Genomic DNA, 18,775 nt, shown 5'->3' with positions numbered 1-18,775 from the left:
GGGGCCAAGAGTCAAGCACAATTAACGGTTGCTTAACCTTGGCGCTCGCAACGTGGTTAACGCTGCTTGTCCTCATCCAGACATGGGGACCATCCCCCTCTCGGTGAATTCCTCAACGCAAAACGTCCGGCTTGCCTGTCCAGCGCTGGTCGGGCGCACGCGACCGCCGGATCGGCCCGGCGCTTCAAAGGCGCTAGGTTAACCAGTTCCCAAGAAGCATAGTTAAGAAGCTCTTAATTTAGTTGACTCTAATAAATTTGCGATGGATTCTGGCGCCGGGGTTGAAGGTTGTCGGCCGTCTTCGGCTGACGCTTAGAGTGGCGGCGGTACGTGTATGAGTGTTTCCGCGGACGTAGCGACCATCAGCGGTAAGAACAGGCCGAAACGCCGGTCTCGGGCGGCTCTGGCCAAGGCGGCGCAGAAGGGCCCTTTTCTGGTTCCCGTCCTGTCTGCCGCTCAGCAATGGATCCTGAGGCTGGCGCTGGCATTCTGGTTCGTCACGCTCGGTTTTTTCTGGATCTGGTGGCTAAGGCCCGAGCATGTCGAGTACATCGGGCCATACGCCTTCGCGACGACGGTGCTGGCCTGGCTGACGCTGATGCCGATGTATTTCCTGTTATTCGTGCTTGTGTCGAAAAGGCCGTCCAAATTTTACACGGTCGCTGCGAGTTCGAGGGTGGCGATGGTGGTGACGAAAGCGCCATCCGAACCGTTTTTCGTGGTTGCGCGCACGCTCGAGGCGATGCTTGCGCAGGATTATCCTCACGACACCTGGCTTGCCGACGAGGACCCTTCCGAGGAGACGATCGCATGGTGCGAGGCGCGAAACATCCAGATTTCGACGCGGCGAGGCCGGGAAGACTATCATCGCAAGACCTGGCCGCGCCGAACCCGTTGCAAGGAAGGCAATCTCGCGTTCTTCTATGATCACTACGGCTATGAACGCTACGACTTCGTCGCCCAGATGGACGCCGATCACGTGCCAACGCTGACCTATCTGCGCGAGATGCTGGCGGCCTTCGCCGATCCCGCTGTCGGCTACGTCTCGGCGCCGAGCATTTGCGACAACAATGCCGCCGAGAGTTGGTCGGCCCGCGGCCGACTGTTCGTGGAGGGAATGCTGCACGGCCTGCTGCAGTCGGGCTACACGAGCGTTGGAGCGCCACTGTGCATAGGCTCGCACTATGCGGTGCGCACCGCCGCATTGAAGCAGGCGGGCGGGCTTGGCCCAGAACTGGCCGAAGACCACTCGACCTCCATGCTGATCAACGCGGGGGGCTGGCGCGGCGTGCATGCAATCGACGCCATTGCGCACGGTGATGGCCCGCAGACTTTCGCCGACCTCGTCACCCAGGAATTCCAGTGGTCGAGGAGCCTGACCACCATCCTGCTCGAATACTCGCCCGTGTATCTCTCCAAGCTGAGGCTGCGATTGAGGTTGCAGTTCGTTTTCTGCCAGCTTTGGTACCCGCTGTTCGCACTGCTCGCGCTCTCCACGTATCTCATGCCGATCTACGCGCTGTTTTCTGGCCGGAACTTCGCCAATGTGACGTATCTGGATTTCATTCTCCACTACGCGCCGAGTTCGGTTACGCCGATCATCCTGGTGATGATGCTGAAGGCGTTCGCGCTCTCGCGACCGGTAACTGCCAAGGCACTCAGCTGGGAAGGCATGCTGTTTCATTTCTTCGCGCGCTGGCCGTGGGTGCTGGCGGGCACGCTGTCGGCCGTCCGCGACTATCTGACCAAATCGTTTGTCGATTTCCGCGTCACGCCGAAGGGCCGCGGCCCGAAGGATCTCCTGCCGGTTCGCGTCGTCATTCCCTATGTGGCGCTTGCCGTCGGTGCGTCCTTGCCCGTGCTCCTTGTACAAAATCCGCAGAGTGCCACGGGTTTTTACTGGTTCGCCGCGTTCAATGCAGCTTTATATAGCCTGCTGACCGTCGTGATCATCGCCAAGCACGTCACCGAGAACAAGATTTCCCTGCGGCCGAGTATCGGCAAATTTGTCTTGCAGGCTTCGCTCGCCGGCGTGGCTTTAACGGCTCCGCTCGCGGGTTTTTACGGCCGCGGCCTGGAGGGCATTTACGGACTGCAGCAGGGTGCCGGCGCTGTTCATCTCGTCAGGATGGCTTTCCCCGTTTCGGGCGCCGGCATGGGCGAAATCGGCGCCCGCAATTTCTACTTCGATCCAGGTTGGTAAACGCGGCGCTGAGCGTCCCCTAACACCTGCAACAGCCCTTCCGACTCTGCCAGCCTGAGCGCTGATCGCCGTTGCCACCGGCGCGAAGGCTTCGTTTGCCGAAGCACCCCCACGCCAGGCTCCCCGCCAGCCTCCGATGCAATCAATCGAATTTTCGTCATATCCGAGCGAACACCGAAAGACTGTGTTCATTATGCTGTTTGCACGAATTTTAATAAGTTCGTTCTAATATACGTATGCAGATTGAGCGGAGATGATCACTTAAAAGGTGCGGAAAGAAGCCGACTATAAAGTATACCGCCCGCACAAAACCGAGTTATGTTTAAAGCTAGGGAGCCGTAGATGAACAGGTTTATGGAAAGTTTGGCCAACAACGGCAGAAAATATACCTGTGCTGTTGCTGCTTTTGTGCTCGTCTCGATGGTGTCCGGCTGCCAGACCATGGATACAACCAAGACCGGCTCGATCAACGGGCGAACCATCGACTACGGGTTCGGCAAAATGGCCCATCACGCCGGGAAGGTCCATCACGTCAAGACAAAGCTTCTCTACCGCAAACCGCTTACACAGATGAGTGTCGTGACGCGTACCAGGGAGGAGGCTTACGCGGCCTTCGTGCGGCCGCAACGGATTGCCAGGCCGGCACCGGTGAAGGTTTCCTACAGCCCGGGCAATGGCGGTCAGTTCTTGGGTCATTCGCCCTGGATTTGCGGCCCGAGCGGTTTCGGCCAGCGCGCCAGCTGCCGTTCGCGTTACTAGAGCATTGGACCTAGTGCATGTCGCCCGGAAGTGTCCTCGGTTCCGGGACAACGACATGCGTAATCAGAAGCTTACAGCAGGTCGGGCGAATCCAATTCGCCGCGACATGTGTAAGTGGCGGTGCCTGACCGAGGGCTGCCGCCCAGGTCTTCGCTGGGGGGCGCGAGTCGAGGGCGAGAGGTGGGCGCAGGGTTGGCCTTATCTCTTGCCCTTCGACCGCCATCGGCTCGTGGCCATGAATATCCCTGGCGTTCCGATCTCCTCATGAAGGTCGGCTCGGGCGGAGCCAGCCGTTATCGTCGCCGGGCGCCGGCCGTGGCCGCGCGACATAGGCCGATGATCCGTTTGCCTCGTGATAGACGCGGGCCAGCATTTCCGCCAGCACGCCCGACGTCACCATCTGCACTCCGGCGATCAGCAGAAAGAAGCCAGTGAACAGCATCGGCCGTGTTCCGATGTCTTGCGCGAAAAACAGCTTCAGGCAAAGCAGATAGGCAAGTATGAGCGAACCCAGCGCGCCAAGCGCGATGCCGATGCCACCGAAGAAATGTCCGGGCCGTGTGCGATAGCGCATGAAGAAATACATGAACACCAGATCGAGCACGACCCTGAAGGTGCGCGAAATGCCGTATTTGGACTGGCCGTGGATGCGGGCATGATGCGTCACAACCTCCTGCGCGATGCGTCTGGGGGTCGTCACGGTAGCCAGCCATGCCGGGATGAAGCGGTGCATCTCACCATAGAGCTTGACGCTGCGGATGACGCTGCCGCGATAGACCTTGAGGCTGCAGCCATAGTCCTTGAGGCGCACGCCGGTGACGCGTGCAATCAGCGCATTGGCGATACGCGAAGGGAGCCTGCGCATCAAAAGCCCCTCCTGACGGTCCTTGCGCCAGCCGACCACCAAGTCGAGATCCTCGCTCAGCAGGCGGTAGACCATGCGCGGGATGTCGAAGGGATCATTTTGCAGGTCGCCGTCGATCGTGGCGATGACATCGCCGCGCGCCGCGTCGATGCCGGCCTGCATCGCGGCGGTCTGCTTGTAATTGCGCACGAGTTCGACCGCATGCACATGCGGGCCATAATGCGCAGCCAGGCGCCTGATCTCGCTCACCGTCGCGTCGGTGCTGCCGTCATCGACCAGCACGACCTCCCACGGCTGCTCGTAGCGCTCCATCGCCTGGTGAATCCGCGTCAGCAGCGGCTCGACGTTTTCGGCCTCGTTGTACATGGGCACGACGATGGACAGCGTATGGTCCGGCATCATCGCGCCCTCAGGCAGCCCCGAAGCGGGGATGGGCAATATGTTCATTGGGATGGCTTCCTTGCAGGTCCGACGGCCGGAGTCCCTGGCAGCGTCGATTTCGAGGGAAACAGCCAGGCTATAGCGCCGGTGGCGATAGCCGAGCAGAAGATGAACAGGTGCAGCGCCAGGGCCGCCTGCAGACCGCTCTTCATCGCAATTCCGGATGTGAGCAGTGCCGCCGCCGCTCCCGCTTCATAAGTGCCGAAGCCGGCGACGCCTTGCACCGGCAATATTGCGGCGCCTTCGGCCCCGACGACGCCTGGAAAGGCCGTCGTGAAGGATGTTCCCAGTATCAGGGCCAGCAGCCATCCCTGCACGGCGAGCTTCAGCGACCAGTTGGCGATCGTCCACCACCAGCCGTAACGCGAGCGCCCGGTCGCCTCGGTGAAGGTGTCGCGCAGCAGGCCGAGCTTCGCCACGATCCTGCCGCGCCCGGCCCAGTCATGCGGCGCGCGCGCCCAGCGCGGCAGGTACCAGGCGGCAGCGATCAAGGCGGCGATTCCAGCGATCCTTATCGCCGCATGCAGGCCCGGCCACACCGCCAGCGCCAGCACGCCGACGACGAAAGCGTCCTGCAGCCTGAACCACAGCAGCGAGGCGCTGGCGCGCATGATCGGCACGCCGAAGACCTGGCGCAGGAGCAAGGGAAAGGCCGTCTCGCCGCCCCGGAAGGGTACGACGTTGATCATCGCATTGTGGATCAGAATGACGCGCAGGCAGGCTCCGAAACGGCCATTCACCTCGTCGCGGAACTCGTCGCAGACGCGTAGCGCACGCAAGACATAGGTGACGAAAAAGGCGATCGTCGCCACTGCGAACGTAGCTGGCGTGATGCGGTCGAATGCATCGCCGACCATCCGCCAGCGCGAGTCGCTTGCCAGCCAAGCCAGCAGGGCCAGCGTCACGATTATCGAGATTGCTCTTTTCAACCAATTCTCCGCCGGTTTTCACCGCCGAGTTCCAGCGGCGGCATCGTGGCGACTGAACGTCCAAGGCGTCATCCTGGGGCGGTTCGCCTGGCCCACCGCCTTGCCGGCCTTCCGCGGGGCGGATGCGTGGCCGCTGAGCCGTCGGGCCATATCCTGTCAAGGCCCACAGCTGTCGCAGCTCTCATGGACGGGTGATCCTATAGACCAGCAAAGCATCCGAATCCACAAGCTTGGTTGCGGTCTTGTCCAGATAGTCGACGACGCCGTCATGATGCTCGATGAACAACTGGTCCTGATTGTCGGCAGCGTTCTTGGCCGTGCCGAACAGATCCGCGCCTTGACCGCGCAACTCCTCGAGCTGAGCGATCGCGGTGGCGTCGTCCGCGACGAATTTCGACCATTCGACATCGCCTCCGCCAGGCGGGAACACCCAGCCGCGTGCCCTGCTGTAGTAGACGGCGACGGGATCGCCGACCTCCGGCGCGATGGCCACGACCAGGTCGCCCGGTTGCGCCAACCGCGCCAACTCCTCGCCGAGCAGCTTGCCGTTCATCGCGACCGGCGCCTTCATTGTCCTCACGAGAGGAAAGGTCGACCACACGAGGGTCACGACAACGATACAGATCGAACGCAGCACGACCGGCGACAGAACGGTTCCCGATGCAAACGTTGCCAGAAGAAGCGCGCCGCGGCCGCAGAACATCGCGAACGGCACATGGAAAATGTGGTAATTCCAGGGGTTGCTGGTGATTTCGCGCGCCGCCGCCAGGTAGACGATCATGGCCGCACCCAGCCAAATATAGGGAATGGCCGAAAGGGTGCGCTGCGTCGGGTCTTCGGCGGGTCCGGGCGGTATCCAGAAACCGACCGCGATCAGCGCCATGAACGGATAGCCGTAGAACCACCAGACAGAGGTGTTCCACACGGATTTGAAGTAGAAGCCATCATTGACGAACGTCCACAATCCGGAGTTCCAGATGTAGCCGCTGCCCGCGACGTGATAGGGTGGATAGCTGCGGCCGAGATAGATGGCCCAGCTGAAATAGGCGCCGATGATGGCCAGGCTCAAAAATCCCCACAGGAAGACCTCGGTCGCCTGCCGTCGTTTCTTCTGCAGAATCCAGCGCACCATCAGGTAGAAGATGACGGCGCCCGCCGCCACGCCCGGCGGCTTTGCCAGCGCACCGAGCGTGAAGCTGACGGCGGCGAGCGGCAAAAGCCGTCGGCTGCCGCCAGCCCAGTATTTGGCGAACAGCCAAACGCCTGTTGTCACCAGTGCCAGCATCGACGGATCGGGCAGGAACGAGCTGTCGATCATGATCGCCGCCGGCATCAGCGCGTAGGCGAGCGCCGCCGCATGGGCATGCGTTTGGCCCCAGCATAGCGCCGTCAACCTGTGCAGCGAAAACACCGTCACCAGACCGAAGAAGGCCGCAACCACGCGGCCAAACCAGTCGTGCCAGCCGAAGAGTTGGTAGAGCAGGGCGGTCAGATAGCTGACGATCTGGAACTCGCGGCCCTGATAACTCGGGCCCGGTCCGGTCCAACTCACCTCCGGGAAGAAGATGTTCCAGCTGCGCTGTTGAAAATTGTCGGCCATCATTGCCGTGCTTGTCTCGCGCCAGCTGAAAGCGTCGACCAGCGGCAAGGTTATGTTGTGGAACCTGAACACGACCGCGATGAACAGGATCCCCAGCAAGATCGCCGTGTCGAGGTTCAGGTAATTGCGAGCAGCCGGGTCCCGAGCGATCGGCTGCTGCAGGTATTGCTGAACCTCGGCCTGATTCAATTCCGGATCGTCGCCCATTTGGAACCGCGTCCTCTCTGACGTCTGCGGATGTTGCTTTTGCGCGCGATTGTCAAAGGCGAGGGAGTATACGACGCAATCCTTAATTTTGGCGACAGCGGGCGCCGCGAAAGTTGACATCGCAACTCCCGCGGCTGTTAAATAATTCGCAAAGCTGTCGCGCCGATAGCGCTGCCCTGGGCCGCACAGACATGCCAACGCTGATTGTACCGATAGCTCCGACCAGGTCGCCGCCGCATGGCGTCGATCGTCTGCGGCGCAGGGAACGTCGTCGGTCCGCACGTTTCACGCTGCTCCTGTTTGTCCTGGCCCTCTGCGGCCAGGTGGCCCTCCCGGGAACGTCCCACGCGGCTGCCGCCAAGGACAGCGCACCTGCAAAAGCGGATAGCGCTATTGCTCCAATTGCCGCCACTGTTCCAACAGCCTATGAGCTGCAGCTTCTGTATGCCGATCGCACATGGATATGGGAAAATGGAGCGGCCTATTTCGCGAAGGGCGATCGGCGCCTTGAGGCCTGGACGTCGGGGCAGGATTCAGCGTCTGTCGCAGAGGGCAGGTGGCTGGTGACCAAAGACGGCAAGATGTGCATGGATGTCGCTTGGCGGTCCAACAGCTACAAGGGCAAACAGCGCCGCACCTGCTATAGCCACCGAATCAAGGATGGAACGATCGAGCAACGCAAGGATCCGGACGGAGAATGGTACAGTTTCAAACGAACTCCCGAAGGTCCTTCCGACGAATACCGAAAATTCGAATCTGGTGATACCAAGGCCGCGCGGTTCGAAGAGGCCCGCAAGTTGATCGACTCCAAGAACTGATGCATGTCGCTCGGAAGTGTCCTCGGTTCCGGGACAACGACATGCACGAAATCAGAAGCTTACGGCAGGTCGGGCGAATCCTATTCGCCGCGGCAGGCGCCGTTCCTGGCTCCGTTGGCCCCTCCCGATACCACATCGGTGACGGCGTGTCCGGAGGGGCGGATTCAGGCAGGCCGCTTTTGCCAGGCCTGTGAAGAAGCTTGCGAATCGCTTATAAAACGCTGAGCAGTCCGGCTGGAATTGTCGCCGCACCGACCGCCGATTGGCGCAATCACTTCTCTCTGACAGACGACGAGACGATGGATCCAACACCATATGGTTTTCATGAAATTTAATAATTAGTGATGTCTAATATTTGTGTGTGATGTGCGAGTGGTCACTGAAACGGCGTGAAGCGGCGCAGGTGTCGCAACGCGCCCCAGCTTATACTCAAAGGCAAGGGACACATGGGGAACAATTCCGCAATGGGCGCTTCTCGCCTAAGCAAGAAAGCTCTCTCTATTGTTGTGGTGGCGATGACCTCTCTGGTTGCAGGATGTCAGGGGATGGATACGACCAGAACCGGTTCCGTCCTCATTGCACCGGTCGCGCATCCGCTCCGGAGCCAGCCTTCAGTCCGACCGTTCCAGGCTGGATACATCGTGCGTTCGCTCAGGATCGAGCCTGAGGTGCTGATGACAAGGACCATCCGCACCACTGAAAGAACTTACGCTTTTGCTCCGCCACCGCCGATCGCGATCCGCACAACGGGACCCGTGAAAGTCGCTTTCAGTCCTGTCGATGAAGGTGCGTTGTTAGGAGGCTCGCCTTACATCTGCAGCCCCAGCGGATTTGGCCAACGCGCAAGCTGCCACCCGCGCTATCTCTGATCTATCGAGCAGCGACCCGCTACCGCGCCGTCGCTTGGTGGCAGTATCACCGGTTTCGTCCGCACCCCGAAGAATGGGGCGGCGGTCCTGACGATCGTGTCGATGTCGGAAAGCTGCGGCACAAAGCCAAGGTGCGCGCGCGCCTTGCTCGGATCGGCATAGAGTTCGGCCGGATCTCCCGGGCGCCGGGCCCTGAAGACGGCCGGAACCGGTCTTGAAGTCATCCGGCTGACAGCCTGGACAATCTCCTTGATGGACACGCCTCGCCCGGTGCCGAGGTTGACCGCCAGGCTTTGTCCCCCGCCCTCCAAATGTTGAAGAGCTTTCAAATGGGCGCGGGCCAGATCGCTGACGTGGATATAGTCGCGCACGCAAGTCCCGTCCGATGTCTCATAATCCGTGCCGAAGACCTCGATCTCGTCGATGATGCCTGACGCCGCCATCAGCACCCTGGGAACCAGATGCGTTTCCGGCGAATGCCACTCGCCGAGCTCCCCGTCGGGATCGGCCCCGCAGGCATTGAAGTAGCGCAGGATGGCGAACTTCATTCCGTATGCGCTGGCATAGTCGCTGATGATCTGTTCGCCTATCAGCTTGGTGCGCCCATACGGGCTGATCGGATTTTGCGAAGAGGTCTCACGAATAGGCAGCGCTTCCGGAACGCCGTAGGTTGCGCAACTGCTGGAAAAGATGATGTTCTCGATCGAATGCGCGCGTGCGGCGTCGAGTACGGCGATGGTGCCCGTGACATTGGTGGAATAGTATTCGGCCGGCTGAGCGACGGACTCTCCAACATAAGCGAGCGCCGCGAAATGGATGATGGATGCGGGCCGATAGGCTTCGATCGCCGCCCGCAATGCATCCCGGTCGCGGATATCGCCGACGACAAGCGGACCCCAGGCGACGGATTTCCGATTGCCGCGGGACATGTTGTCGAATGCCACCGGCAGATAACCGGCCGCGGCAAGCAGCTTGCACGTATGGCTGCCGATAAAGCCGGCTCCCCCTGTCACCAGGACTGCCGGCTGGCTCATGAAGCCGCGGCCCCTTTGGTAATCCGGCTCCCGTAGAGCAGGGCGTCGAAATAGTCGACGGTATGCGCGAGCCCTTGGGCCAGGCTGATCTTCGGCTCCCAGCCAAGATTGCTCCTGGCGAAGGAAATATCCGGCTTGCGTTGTCTGGGATCGTCGATCGGCAATGGCCGATGAACGATTTTCGATCTGGAGTTGGTATAGCTGACAACCAGTGTCGCGAGTTCCATGATGGTGAATTCGCCGGGATTGCCGAGGTTGACCGGATGGGCAGGCGCACTCGGCGCATTCATCAGCCGCATGAAACCCTCGATCAGGTCGTCGGCGTAGCAGAAGGAGCGGGTCTGCAGACCGCTGCCATAGACGGTCAGGTCTTCGCCACGCAACGCCTGGACGATGAAGTTCGAGACGACGCGCCCGTCATCGGGTTGCATGCGGCGACCGTAGGTGTTGAAGATACGGGCTACGCGAATATCGAGGCCATACGTCCTCGAATAGTCGAAAAAAAGGGTTTCGGCCGAACGCTTGCCTTCGTCATAGCAGGAGCGCGGTCCGTGCGTGTTCACATTGCCGAAATAGCTTTCGGGCTGCGGGTGCACGAACGGATCGCCGTAGACCTCGGAAGTCGAGGCCTGGAATATCTTGGCATTGTTCCGACGCGCGAGTTCCAACAGGTTCAGCGCGCCAAGCACACTGGTCTTGAAGGTATGGATCGGATCTGCCTGATAATGTGGCGGAGAAGCAGGGCAGGCTAAATTGTAGATCTCGTCGAACCGAAGGTCCAAAGGCAATGCATCGACGATGTCGTGCTCCATGCAGCTGAATCTCGGATCGCGCAGCAGCGTATTGAGATTGTATCTTTTGCCGGTATGGAAATTGTCCAGTGCGACGACGTCGTATCCGTCCTGCAAAAGTCGTTCGCACAAATGCGATCCCAGGAAGCCCGCGCCTCCAGCGACCAGCGCACGGCCTCGGTTATGGTCGTTGCCGTTGCCCCTTTGATCGTTTCTGGAACCAAGTTTCAGAACCTTGATGACCTTACTCATGCTTTCCTCCACGCACCGCACACGCTACCGCCGGGCAGGGCAAAGCACTGCCCGGCCACGTCCTTAAACGCGGCAATCTCCGCATCCGCGGATCGCCATCACTGATGTGCGCTTGTCACTAGCTGAGTTACGAGGCCGCTGCCGCCCGGCTTGTATCTGCCGTTCAGCAGTCCATGCGCCCCAAGATCGCGATCACGCGCCCCATGCCATCATCGCCGATTGCTCGCCCAAATTGCACATCCCAACGCCCTGAAAATATACCTGTGGAAATTCAAGTCAACTAAATTAGAGATTCCTTAACCAATTGTGTTTGCCATTGGTTAATCATGGCCGACGCGTTCCCGGCGCGGGCGCGGATGGCTACGGCCGGGGTTCTTCATTTTGAATCAGCATATTGGCTCGATCCAAGCAAATTTCACAGGCTGCCGCGATCTCTTCTCGGGTGCCATCAAAAGCCTGATGTCGAGGAACAGGGCGGAGTGTCCTTGTGAGATCATTGGGGTGGGTAGCCCCTGGGCACTGTCTGAAATGAAGAGCGATTCAGAAGGCGTCAAATCTTCAGGTTGCAATGAGATTGCTGCCCAAATCCGCTGGGACTGCAGACATAAACGCTTGGCCGTGAATACTTTGCCAGTATCTCTCTGCGGACGGAATCCACGTCGCAACTGGCAGCGGCGCAGAGCAGACCAAGAGTCAAAATCAGAAGGCAGAATCGGCCCGCAGGAATGATTTTTAACGCCGATTTCTCTCTGTCGGGCCGCCCGTGTGCTCTGTGCATTCGAGGTCCCTCATCCGCCAAGGTATGAGTCGACATCCCCTTCTCGCCTGCAGACGCATCGAAGTCATAGTGGAATGCCGACCATCTCGGCAATGGCATTTGAGGGCATAGGCTAGCTGCTGTCCATGGCGCGACCACGCATCCAGGTTGACCGCCGCACTGGCGCGGGCCGCAAAAATGGTCGAGATGGTCCGTTTCTCAGCGGGCCATCTCGTTCAGGCAACCACAAAACAGGGACGCCTGTTGTCGTGTGGCAGACCGCTCCTGACGCGGCGCCGTGCTCCAGCTTGGCTATGTTACTGCCCGCCCACTTCCTTCTTGCCGGCGGGCTTACTGCCCGCCCATTTCCTTCTTGCCGGCGGGCTTACTGCCCGCCCATTTCCTTCTTGCCGGCGGGCTTACTGCCCCCATTTCCTTCTTGCCGGCGGGCTTACTGCCCGCCCATTTCCTTCTTGAATGTGTCGAAATCGACCTGCATGCCGTTGAATATAGTGCTCCAGTGGCGCGTCAGCGCCGCCATCGCCACGGCTTCCTCGATCTCCTCGTTCGTGGCGCCGGCGCGCTTGGCGTCCTGCGTGTCCGACCAGATGCAGTAGGTGCAAGGAATCTGCGCCGCCACGGCCAAGGAGATCAACGACTTGACCTTGGGCGGCAGCGCCGTCTTGTCGCTGAGCTCGATGGCCTTGACCTCGGCCCAGGCACCGGGCAGACCGGTTTTGGGAAACTGTTTTACAAAGCTTGGTACGCCGCCCATGGTCGACTGTATGTCCTTGAGGGTTGCATCATAGTCGTCGGCATGGGCAGGCGCGGAGCCAAGCGACAGGATACAGGCCGCGGCGGCGGACAAGAACACATGCTGGGACGAAGACTGCACGGATTTGACGATGCGATGGTACGACATGATTTTTCTCCTCTGGTCTTTGTTAGCCTTACGATGTAAGGTGGCGGCGAAAATGAACCTTACACTGTAAGTTGTCAAGCGGCACTATGGATCAATCAATCACGAAACAGAGAGCGCGCGGGCGTCTGTCGCGCGAAATGATCGAGGACGCGGCTTTCGAGGTGATCGAGAGGGAGGGCCTTTCCGGCTTTTCGATGCGCAAGCTCGCCGCCGCGCTCGGCTGCGAGGCCATGAGCATCTATCATCACTTCCCCTCGGTGGCGCATCTGCACGAGGCGCTGATCGACCGGCTGATCGGCGCCCTTGAAGTGCCTGACACCAGCCTTCCCTGGCGGCAAAGAATGCGTGTTGCCGTCGACGATTTCCGCCGCATCGGCCGCGAGCATCCCGCCTATTCCACTTTCATTGTTACCTACCGGATGAATTCGCCGGTTTGCCTTGCCTGGTTGAACGGCATTATCGGCTTGTTCAAGGATGGCGGCTTCGACGCGGAACTCAGTGCGCGGCTCTTCCGCGCCGTGGGCTATTATCTGATGGGCGCGGTGCTGGACGAGAACGCGGGCTATTCCAGAGGCCCGTCCGCGGTGAACACCGTCAGCGACGAGCAACTGGCCAGGGACTATCCAAACGTCGTGGAGGCCGGGCGCTTTTTTGGCGCCGCCGAATTCGACAAGACCTTCGAACTCGGCCTCGACATGCTGCTGGACGAAATGGAACGCCTGCGCGACGGCGCCGATATAAGCCGACCGTCCGGCAGGGTTTGATTGCAAGGTGACCGCCTGAATGCGCTTTCTCTTCGTCCTGATCCTGTTGGCCGGCACCGGCATCGGTCTCATCTATCCCTGGGCGACGGCCAATTTTTCCGGCCGCGAAATCGGCACCTGGCGGGTCTACGAGCAGGGCCGATTCAAGCCGTTGACCGTATCGCTTAGGGATCGCGATGCGCCGGTGCGGGTGCTGGTGGACCTGACCGCGAGGGCTGAACGCATCGTTTCGCAGCAGCGCACTGTGTTGACGCTGACCGCGGCCACCAATGGCCGCACGGTGCTTGCCTCGACGCTGCAGTTCAACCATGTGGACAATCCGCGCCAGGCCAGCCCACAGCTGCCCGACAAGATCTTTCGCGACGAGGCTGGCCTGATCGCCACCGTCAGCCCTGGCGCTTACGTCTTCACGGTCGGCCCGGGCGATGCCGAGGACATACCGATGCGAGCGGTCGACCTTGTCTTGCGCTCCGGTGGCGGGGAAATCGACGGCCGCGCGCGGCCGATAGGCTTCTCGCTGATGGCGGTCGGCCTGATCGGTTTCTTGCTGTCCTTGCGTTCTGCTGGCGGGCGACCGGAAAATCCGAATTCGCAGCCGCCGCCGCCACGTTGGGGCAGGGGTCCCACATGAACTATCGCCACGCCTACCACGCCGGCAATTTTGCCGATGTCGTCAAGCATGTCGTGCTGACTCGCCTGCTCGACTACCTGAAGCAGAAGGACAAGGCGTTTCGCGTCATCGACACCCATGCCGGCATTGGCCGCTACGATCTGTCGTCACTCGAAGCGCACAAGACAGGCGAGTGGCAGGGCGGCATCGGCAGGCTGATAGATGCCGCGTTCGATGCGAAGGCGGCGGCGCTGCTGGCGCCTTATCTGGCGGCGGTGCGCTCGCTCAATCCGGAGGGCGGCGTAAAGAAATATCCGGGCTCGCCGCTGCTCGCGCGCAATCTCCTGCGCAAGCAGGACCGGTTGTCGGCGATCGAGCTGCACCCGAAAGACGCCGCCAGGCTGAAGACCGAGTTCGCCGGCGATTTTCAGACAAAGGTGATGGAACTGGACGGCTGGCTTGCCCTCGGAGCGCACCTGCCGCCGAAGGAAAAGCGCGGCCTGGTGCTCATCGATCCGCCCTTCGAGGAAGAGGGTGAGTTCGGCCGCCTCGTTGAGGGGCTGGTGAAGGCGCACAGGCGCTGGCCCAGCGGCATCTACGCGCTGTGGTATCCAATCAAGGACCGCAAGGCGGTGATCGCCTTCAGAAAAGCGCTGAAGCAATCCGGCATCTCGAAAATCCTCGACATAGAATTCGAGATCAGGCCAGCCTCTTCCGATCCCAGCCTCGATGGCACCGGCATGGTGGTGGTCAATCCGCCCTTCACGCTGGAAGGCGAACTGCGAACCATGCTGCCGGCACTGCACAAATTGCTCGCCGTGGGCAAGCCGGCCCACTGGTCGCTGGAATGGCTGGCCGGCGAGCAGGTCCCGCCGCCGGGATAGCCAGTTTCGATCGCCGCGTTCCTTACGACCGCACGATCAGTCCGTGGGGAACTTAGCCGTTACCCGCGGGTTGCTGCTTACAGCAACTGCCCGGCGCCGGTTTCTGGAAACCATTGTTTCGGCAACCGCTTGACCGCCGCCGAGCGAATCCGCACAGTGCGCGCAATCGACCTTGAGAGGCTGCCATGACTCGCTTCGCCAAATCCGCACTTGCTGCCCTGATTTCGCTCTGCACGCCCCTTGCCGCGCCTCTCGGTGTCACCCGGGCGGTCCAGGCGGCCGACCTCGGCGTCTATACTGAGGACGATGGCAGCGTCTGTGGCGAGACATGGGTGCTGAGCAAGATCACGCATCGGTTCTCGTACCAGGTGCATCACGTGCCCCATCTGCCCGACGTCGCCATCACCGATTTTCGCGACATTCGCCAGCACCGTTATCAGCAGGCGAGCGAGGAATGGCCGATCGGTCGTCACTATTGCCGGGCAACCGTCAGCCTGTCGGATGGCCGGGACCGGTCGATCTTCTATCTGATCGAGGAAGGCCAGGGCTTTGCCTCCATCGGCGACAATGTCGAGTTCTGCGTCTCGGGCTTCGATCGCTGGATGGTCTATAACGGCCGTTGCCGCGTCCTGCGCTGAACGCACCTCGTTCTCCTTCCGATCTTTTTCGCGCCTGCGGCCTGAAGGGGGCGCAGGCGAGACGCTGACGCCCCGGCGGGTCGGCGCCTGCGCCGTCGTCGCGCTCGGCGCCATCTGTCTCGGCTATCAGCCGTGATGACAACGCGCTCCTTGTCGAAACACGCGGCAATTCCGCCGCCGTCGAACTGTCGACCGGCGGCTCGCCGTATCGTGAGGCGGTGAACCAAGGCTCGTCGCTTTGCTATTTTCTGCGACGCGTTGCCTCTGCCTGATCGATGATCTTGCGAAGAAAGGCAATGTGACCGCGAAAGGCCCGCCGCCCGGCCGTCGTGACCCTGATCCGTGTCTGCGGCCGGCGTCCGACGAAAAGCTTTTCAATATCGACATAGCCAGCTCTGGCCAGCGTATCGAGATGTGCTCCGAGATTGCCGTCGGTGACTTCGATCATGGCTTTCAACTGGACGAACTCCAGGGCCTCGCGCCTTTCCAGCGTGTTCAGGACGGCCATGATCCTGAGCCGTGTACTCTGGTGGACAATGTCATCGGCGCTCATCAACAGGCTCCAATGCGGCAAAGCCTTGGGTTGTCGCCATATGGCTTGGCGATTTTGCGGCGCCATTTGCTTCTGTATGGCCGAAACCGAAGGCGCAATCGCATCTCATGCAGAATACTCTATTCTACAGAGTATTCTGCCAATCGGAAAGCCGGTGCTCAAGCCATGCTTGACAAGATGATCTTCAGATCGACCGTCGCATCGCGCTCGTGATCCGCGCGAACCGGGCGCCTGCAAAAGATGATCGCCTCGATGATGCGGCGGGTTATGATGTTCACGGCCAAGGATCATGCGTGAAGCCGCTCGCTAATCTTCGGATCTTGATGGCGAGATCGCATCGGCAACGCCGGTATCGATTTGCTGGCGACGTCAGAAGATCAGCAGCGGATTTTTGCGGTGATGAGTGTGATTGTGTGTGGATCGCAACTAAAATTTAAGTTGAGAAAATCATACCATTGCTTCGCTGGCTAGCGAGACGCGAGTCAGATATGCATTGCGCGCCGGGGTCACTCACGGCCATCGGCGTAACGTGAAGGGGCATGACATGGCTAAGCAGTCATCTAAAGCGCCGGCATCCAAGGCACCGGCAAAGAAAGCACCCGCAAAAGCAGTCGCGGCGAAGGCCGCAACAGCAGTGAAGAAAGCAGCGCCTGCCAAGGCGGCGGCAAAGCCGGCGGCGAAGGCACCGGCCAAGAAACCGGCGGCGGCCAAGGCTGTCGCGAAGCCGGCAGTGAAGAAGGCGGCGCCCGCGAAAGCGGCGGCGAAGCCGGCGGCGAAAGCGGCGCCGGCCAAGAAGCCTGCTGCCAAGGCGGCGGCCAAACCCACAGCCAAACCCGCTGCCAAGAAGGCGGCTCCCGCGAAAGCCGCGGCGAGGCCGGCAGCAAAAGCGGCACCGGCCAAGAAGCCGGCGGCCAAGCCAGCTGCCAAAGCAGCCGCCGCCGCGGCCAAGCCGGCGGTGAAGAAAGCCCCAGCGCCGAAGGCAAAGGCAGCGCCTGCGAAGGCGAAGGCTCCGGCCAAGAAGTAGACGGATCGTTGGGGCGTCGCGTGTCCTTCGGGATCCGGCAAGGACGCTCTGACGCTCTGGATCGGAGCATGTTCGGCAACGGGTTCAGCCCTCTGGGCTGAGCGTCGGGAAGGGGCCGAGGGGCAAGCAAAGCGAGGCGCCGGTTGGCTGCCTCGCTCGCCCAACTTTTTTGCTCCTCGCGGTGGTTGGCGAATGTATCGGCGTGACGCTTAGCGCCTGCGAAGCGTGGGTGCCAGAGAAGTGTGGGCGCACGTTCCAGAGTACCGGCATCAGGCTTGTCGTGATGCCAGGGCGGAAACCGCAGCCGGTTTCTGGCCGCTGTTTTTTTGCACTCTGGCAATTGATGGCGACAGTCCTGCGGTCAACACTGGATGTTTGCAAACAGGAAACCGATCATGCCGAAGCTGCTCTACGCGTCCGCCTCTCCCTACAGCTCCAAGGTAAGGATGGCAGCGGCCTATGCCGGGATCGCCCTCGATGAGGTGCCGGTCAGGACCGAAGACAGGCCGGCCGAACTGATCGGCGCCAATCCGCTCGGCAAGATCCCGGTGCTGGTGCTCGACGATGGCCGTTCGGTTCACGACAGCCGCGCCATCACCCAGCACCTCAACCGGATTTCGAAGAACGCCTTGTTTCCACGCAATCCCGACAAGCGTCTGGAAGCGGAAGTGCTGGAGGCGCTGGCCGACGGTATCTGCGATTGCGCGCTGTCGATGGTCTACGAACGCCGCACCCGGCCTGAAGAGATGGTCTATCAGCCCTGGCTCGACCGGCAGTGGGCGAAGATCATGGCGGCACTCGATCTGCTCAACGCCAATCCGCCAAAGCTGCCGAAGAAGATCACGGCCGGTCAGTTGGCATTGCGTGCCTGCCTCGGCTATCTCTCGCTCCGCTTTGGCGGTCGGTGGGAGAAGGGGCGCGGCCGGTTGACCCGCTGGGCGGCGCGTTTCGACGAAAAATTCCCAGAGCTGAAGTCCGCGGTTCCGGCCTGAGCGACCGGCACAAAAAAAGCCGGGCGCGAGGCCCGACTTTTCGTGTCGTGGCTTGAACGACTTAGAACTTCATACCGAGGCCGAAGGTGACGCGGTTGTCCGTCGCCTTGACCTTGCCGATACCGTCGAAGCTCTTGCTGCCGAAGTCGGTGTAGCGATACTCGACGCGGCCGAAGACATTGTCGGTCAGCTTGATGTCGGTGCCGACGCCAGCGGTCCAGCCGAGCATGGTTGCGGTGTCGCTGGCAGGAATGACCGAGTCTTCCACCTTCAGGCTTCTGCCGGCGAGACCGCCGGTGCCATAGAGCAGGATTTCCGGGGTCACGGCGTAGCCGAGACGGGCACGCAGCGAGCCTTCGATGCCGCCCTTGGAGTGGATGCCGTTGTCGTCACCCTTGACGCCGTTGTAGCCGAGTTCGGCTTCACCGCCGTACACGAAGTTCTCCTGCTGCCACTGATAGCCGCCGAAGACACTGCCGACAAAACCCTTGGTATCGGTCGAAACGCCGAAATCCTTTTCCTTGGTCTTGCCGCCGAAGCCGTAGCCAAGATTGATACCGGCATAGGGACCGGCCCACGAGGCGACCGGAAGTTCGGCAACCGGAGCGGGTGCCGGCGGCTCTTCCGAAACGACGTCCGCGGCATAAGCGGTACCACCGAGGGCGAAGAGCCCGAGCGCAACAGCCAGCGGCCGTGCGAATTTGAGATTGGCTTGCATTGTTCTTTACTCCTTAAGCCACAGGACACAGGCTTGTTTCTCACGATCGCCATCGACCCGTCCGGGGGGTGAAACGGATCTGGCGTTCGTCGGTTCCAAATGTCGTGTCAAAATGCGGCTGAACCGAACCTGAACTTGGGTCATT

General features: G+C 60.9%; 17 protein-coding genes. 9 read left to right on the top strand and 8 right to left on the bottom strand.

What is annotated here, in order from left to right; all coding sequences use genetic code 11:
* Nucleotides 1-334: 334 nt before the first annotated feature.
* Entirely contained in the window at nucleotides 335-2,203 is a 1,869-nt protein-coding gene (locus LB524_RS09705; RefSeq protein ID WP_224525619.1) for a glycosyltransferase family 2 protein, read from the top strand.
* A 342-nt stretch (nucleotides 2,204-2,545) separates the two neighbouring features.
* The gene (locus tag LB524_RS09700; protein WP_224525616.1) at nucleotides 2,546-2,962 is read left to right on the top strand and encodes a hypothetical protein; all 417 of its coding nucleotides are present in this window, start codon (nucleotides 2,546-2,548) and stop codon (nucleotides 2,960-2,962) included.
* Nucleotides 2,963-3,224: 262 nt separating this feature from the next.
* On the opposite strand, the gene LB524_RS09695 is transcribed toward LB524_RS09700, so the two are convergent.
* The 3 genes from LB524_RS09695 to LB524_RS09685 all read right to left on the bottom strand — a co-directional run bounded on the left by LB524_RS09695 (nucleotide 3,225) and on the right by LB524_RS09685 (nucleotide 7,004).
* On the bottom strand, nucleotides 3,225-4,274 hold the full coding sequence (locus LB524_RS09695) for a glycosyltransferase family 2 protein (protein ID WP_411909905.1): 1,050 nt from the start codon (nucleotides 4,272-4,274) through the stop codon (nucleotides 3,225-3,227).
* A complete protein-coding gene (locus tag LB524_RS09690) occupies nucleotides 4,271-5,197 on the bottom strand; it encodes a lysylphosphatidylglycerol synthase domain-containing protein (RefSeq protein WP_140823724.1) in 927 nt (308 codons plus the stop codon). The genes LB524_RS09695 and LB524_RS09690 overlap by 4 nt, the downstream gene beginning before the upstream one ends.
* A gap of 181 nt (nucleotides 5,198-5,378) precedes the next feature.
* A complete protein-coding gene (locus LB524_RS09685) occupies nucleotides 5,379-7,004 on the bottom strand; it encodes an ArnT family glycosyltransferase (protein WP_224525613.1) in 1,626 nt (541 codons plus the stop codon).
* A gap of 191 nt (nucleotides 7,005-7,195) precedes the next feature.
* Here LB524_RS09685 and LB524_RS09680 point away from each other — a divergent pair, with 191 nt between their 5' ends.
* Nucleotides 7,196-7,822: a DUF995 domain-containing protein gene (locus LB524_RS09680; RefSeq protein ID WP_224525610.1), complete on the top strand. Its 627-nt coding sequence runs from the start codon at nucleotides 7,196-7,198 to the stop codon at nucleotides 7,820-7,822.
* An 859-nt stretch (nucleotides 7,823-8,681) separates the two neighbouring features.
* On the opposite strand, the gene galE is transcribed toward LB524_RS09680, so the two are convergent.
* The 3 genes from galE to LB524_RS09665 form a co-directional block, all read right to left on the bottom strand.
* A complete protein-coding gene (gene galE, locus LB524_RS09675; RefSeq protein WP_224525608.1) occupies nucleotides 8,682-9,725 on the bottom strand; it encodes a UDP-glucose 4-epimerase GalE in 1,044 nt (347 codons plus the stop codon).
* The gene (locus tag LB524_RS09670) at nucleotides 9,722-10,768 is read right to left on the bottom strand and encodes a UDP-glucuronic acid decarboxylase family protein (protein ID WP_140717917.1); all 1,047 of its coding nucleotides are present in this window, start codon (nucleotides 10,766-10,768) and stop codon (nucleotides 9,722-9,724) included. Before LB524_RS09670 ends, galE begins: the two co-directional genes overlap by 4 nt.
* A 1,208-nt stretch (nucleotides 10,769-11,976) precedes the next feature.
* Nucleotides 11,977-12,447, bottom strand: a complete 471-nt coding sequence (locus LB524_RS09665) for a carboxymuconolactone decarboxylase family protein (RefSeq protein WP_140717915.1) — start codon at nucleotides 12,445-12,447, stop codon at nucleotides 11,977-11,979.
* An 86-nt stretch (nucleotides 12,448-12,533) separates the two neighbouring features.
* On the opposite strand from LB524_RS09665, the gene LB524_RS09660 reads away from it, so the two are divergent.
* The 4 genes from LB524_RS09660 to LB524_RS09645 all read left to right on the top strand — a co-directional run bounded on the left by LB524_RS09660 (nucleotide 12,534) and on the right by LB524_RS09645 (nucleotide 15,343).
* Nucleotides 12,534-13,211, top strand: coding sequence for a TetR/AcrR family transcriptional regulator (locus LB524_RS09660; RefSeq protein WP_224525605.1), 678 nt, complete (start codon nucleotides 12,534-12,536; stop codon nucleotides 13,209-13,211).
* Between the two features lie 19 nt (nucleotides 13,212-13,230).
* The gene (locus tag LB524_RS09655; RefSeq protein WP_224525601.1) at nucleotides 13,231-13,842 is read left to right on the top strand and encodes a hypothetical protein; all 612 of its coding nucleotides are present in this window, start codon (nucleotides 13,231-13,233) and stop codon (nucleotides 13,840-13,842) included.
* Nucleotides 13,839-14,705, top strand: a complete 867-nt coding sequence (locus LB524_RS09650) for a 23S rRNA (adenine(2030)-N(6))-methyltransferase RlmJ (protein ID WP_224525598.1) — start codon at nucleotides 13,839-13,841, stop codon at nucleotides 14,703-14,705. The genes LB524_RS09655 and LB524_RS09650 overlap by 4 nt, the downstream gene beginning before the upstream one ends.
* A 185-nt stretch (nucleotides 14,706-14,890) precedes the next feature.
* A complete protein-coding gene (locus LB524_RS09645; protein ID WP_140717907.1) occupies nucleotides 14,891-15,343 on the top strand; it encodes a hypothetical protein in 453 nt (150 codons plus the stop codon).
* Between the two features lie 241 nt (nucleotides 15,344-15,584).
* Here the strand turns inward: LB524_RS09645 and LB524_RS09640 are convergent, their stop codons facing one another.
* Complete coding sequence (locus LB524_RS09640) at nucleotides 15,585-15,896, bottom strand: transcriptional regulator (RefSeq protein WP_224525594.1); 312 nt, start codon at nucleotides 15,894-15,896, stop codon at nucleotides 15,585-15,587.
* A 634-nt stretch (nucleotides 15,897-16,530) separates the two neighbouring features.
* Between LB524_RS09640 and LB524_RS09635 the strand changes: the two genes are divergently transcribed.
* Nucleotides 16,531-16,920: a hypothetical protein gene (locus LB524_RS09635; RefSeq protein WP_224525591.1), complete on the top strand. Its 390-nt coding sequence runs from the start codon at nucleotides 16,531-16,533 to the stop codon at nucleotides 16,918-16,920.
* 395 nt (nucleotides 16,921-17,315) lie between these two features.
* A complete protein-coding gene (locus LB524_RS09630) occupies nucleotides 17,316-17,912 on the top strand; it encodes a glutathione S-transferase family protein (RefSeq protein WP_140726317.1) in 597 nt (198 codons plus the stop codon).
* 61 nt (nucleotides 17,913-17,973) lie between these two features.
* On the opposite strand, the gene LB524_RS09625 is transcribed toward LB524_RS09630, so the two are convergent.
* Complete coding sequence (locus LB524_RS09625) at nucleotides 17,974-18,630, bottom strand: outer membrane protein (protein WP_140717897.1); 657 nt, start codon at nucleotides 18,628-18,630, stop codon at nucleotides 17,974-17,976.
* Nucleotides 18,631-18,775: the final 145 nt, after the last annotated feature.

The organism is Mesorhizobium sp. ESP6-5 (assembly GCF_020164695.1).
Taxonomy (GTDB): domain Bacteria; phylum Pseudomonadota; class Alphaproteobacteria; order Rhizobiales; family Rhizobiaceae; genus Mesorhizobium; species Mesorhizobium australicum.
The sequence above is the reverse complement of the archived record's forward strand: the minus strand, read 5'-3'. Positions and strand labels throughout refer to the sequence as shown.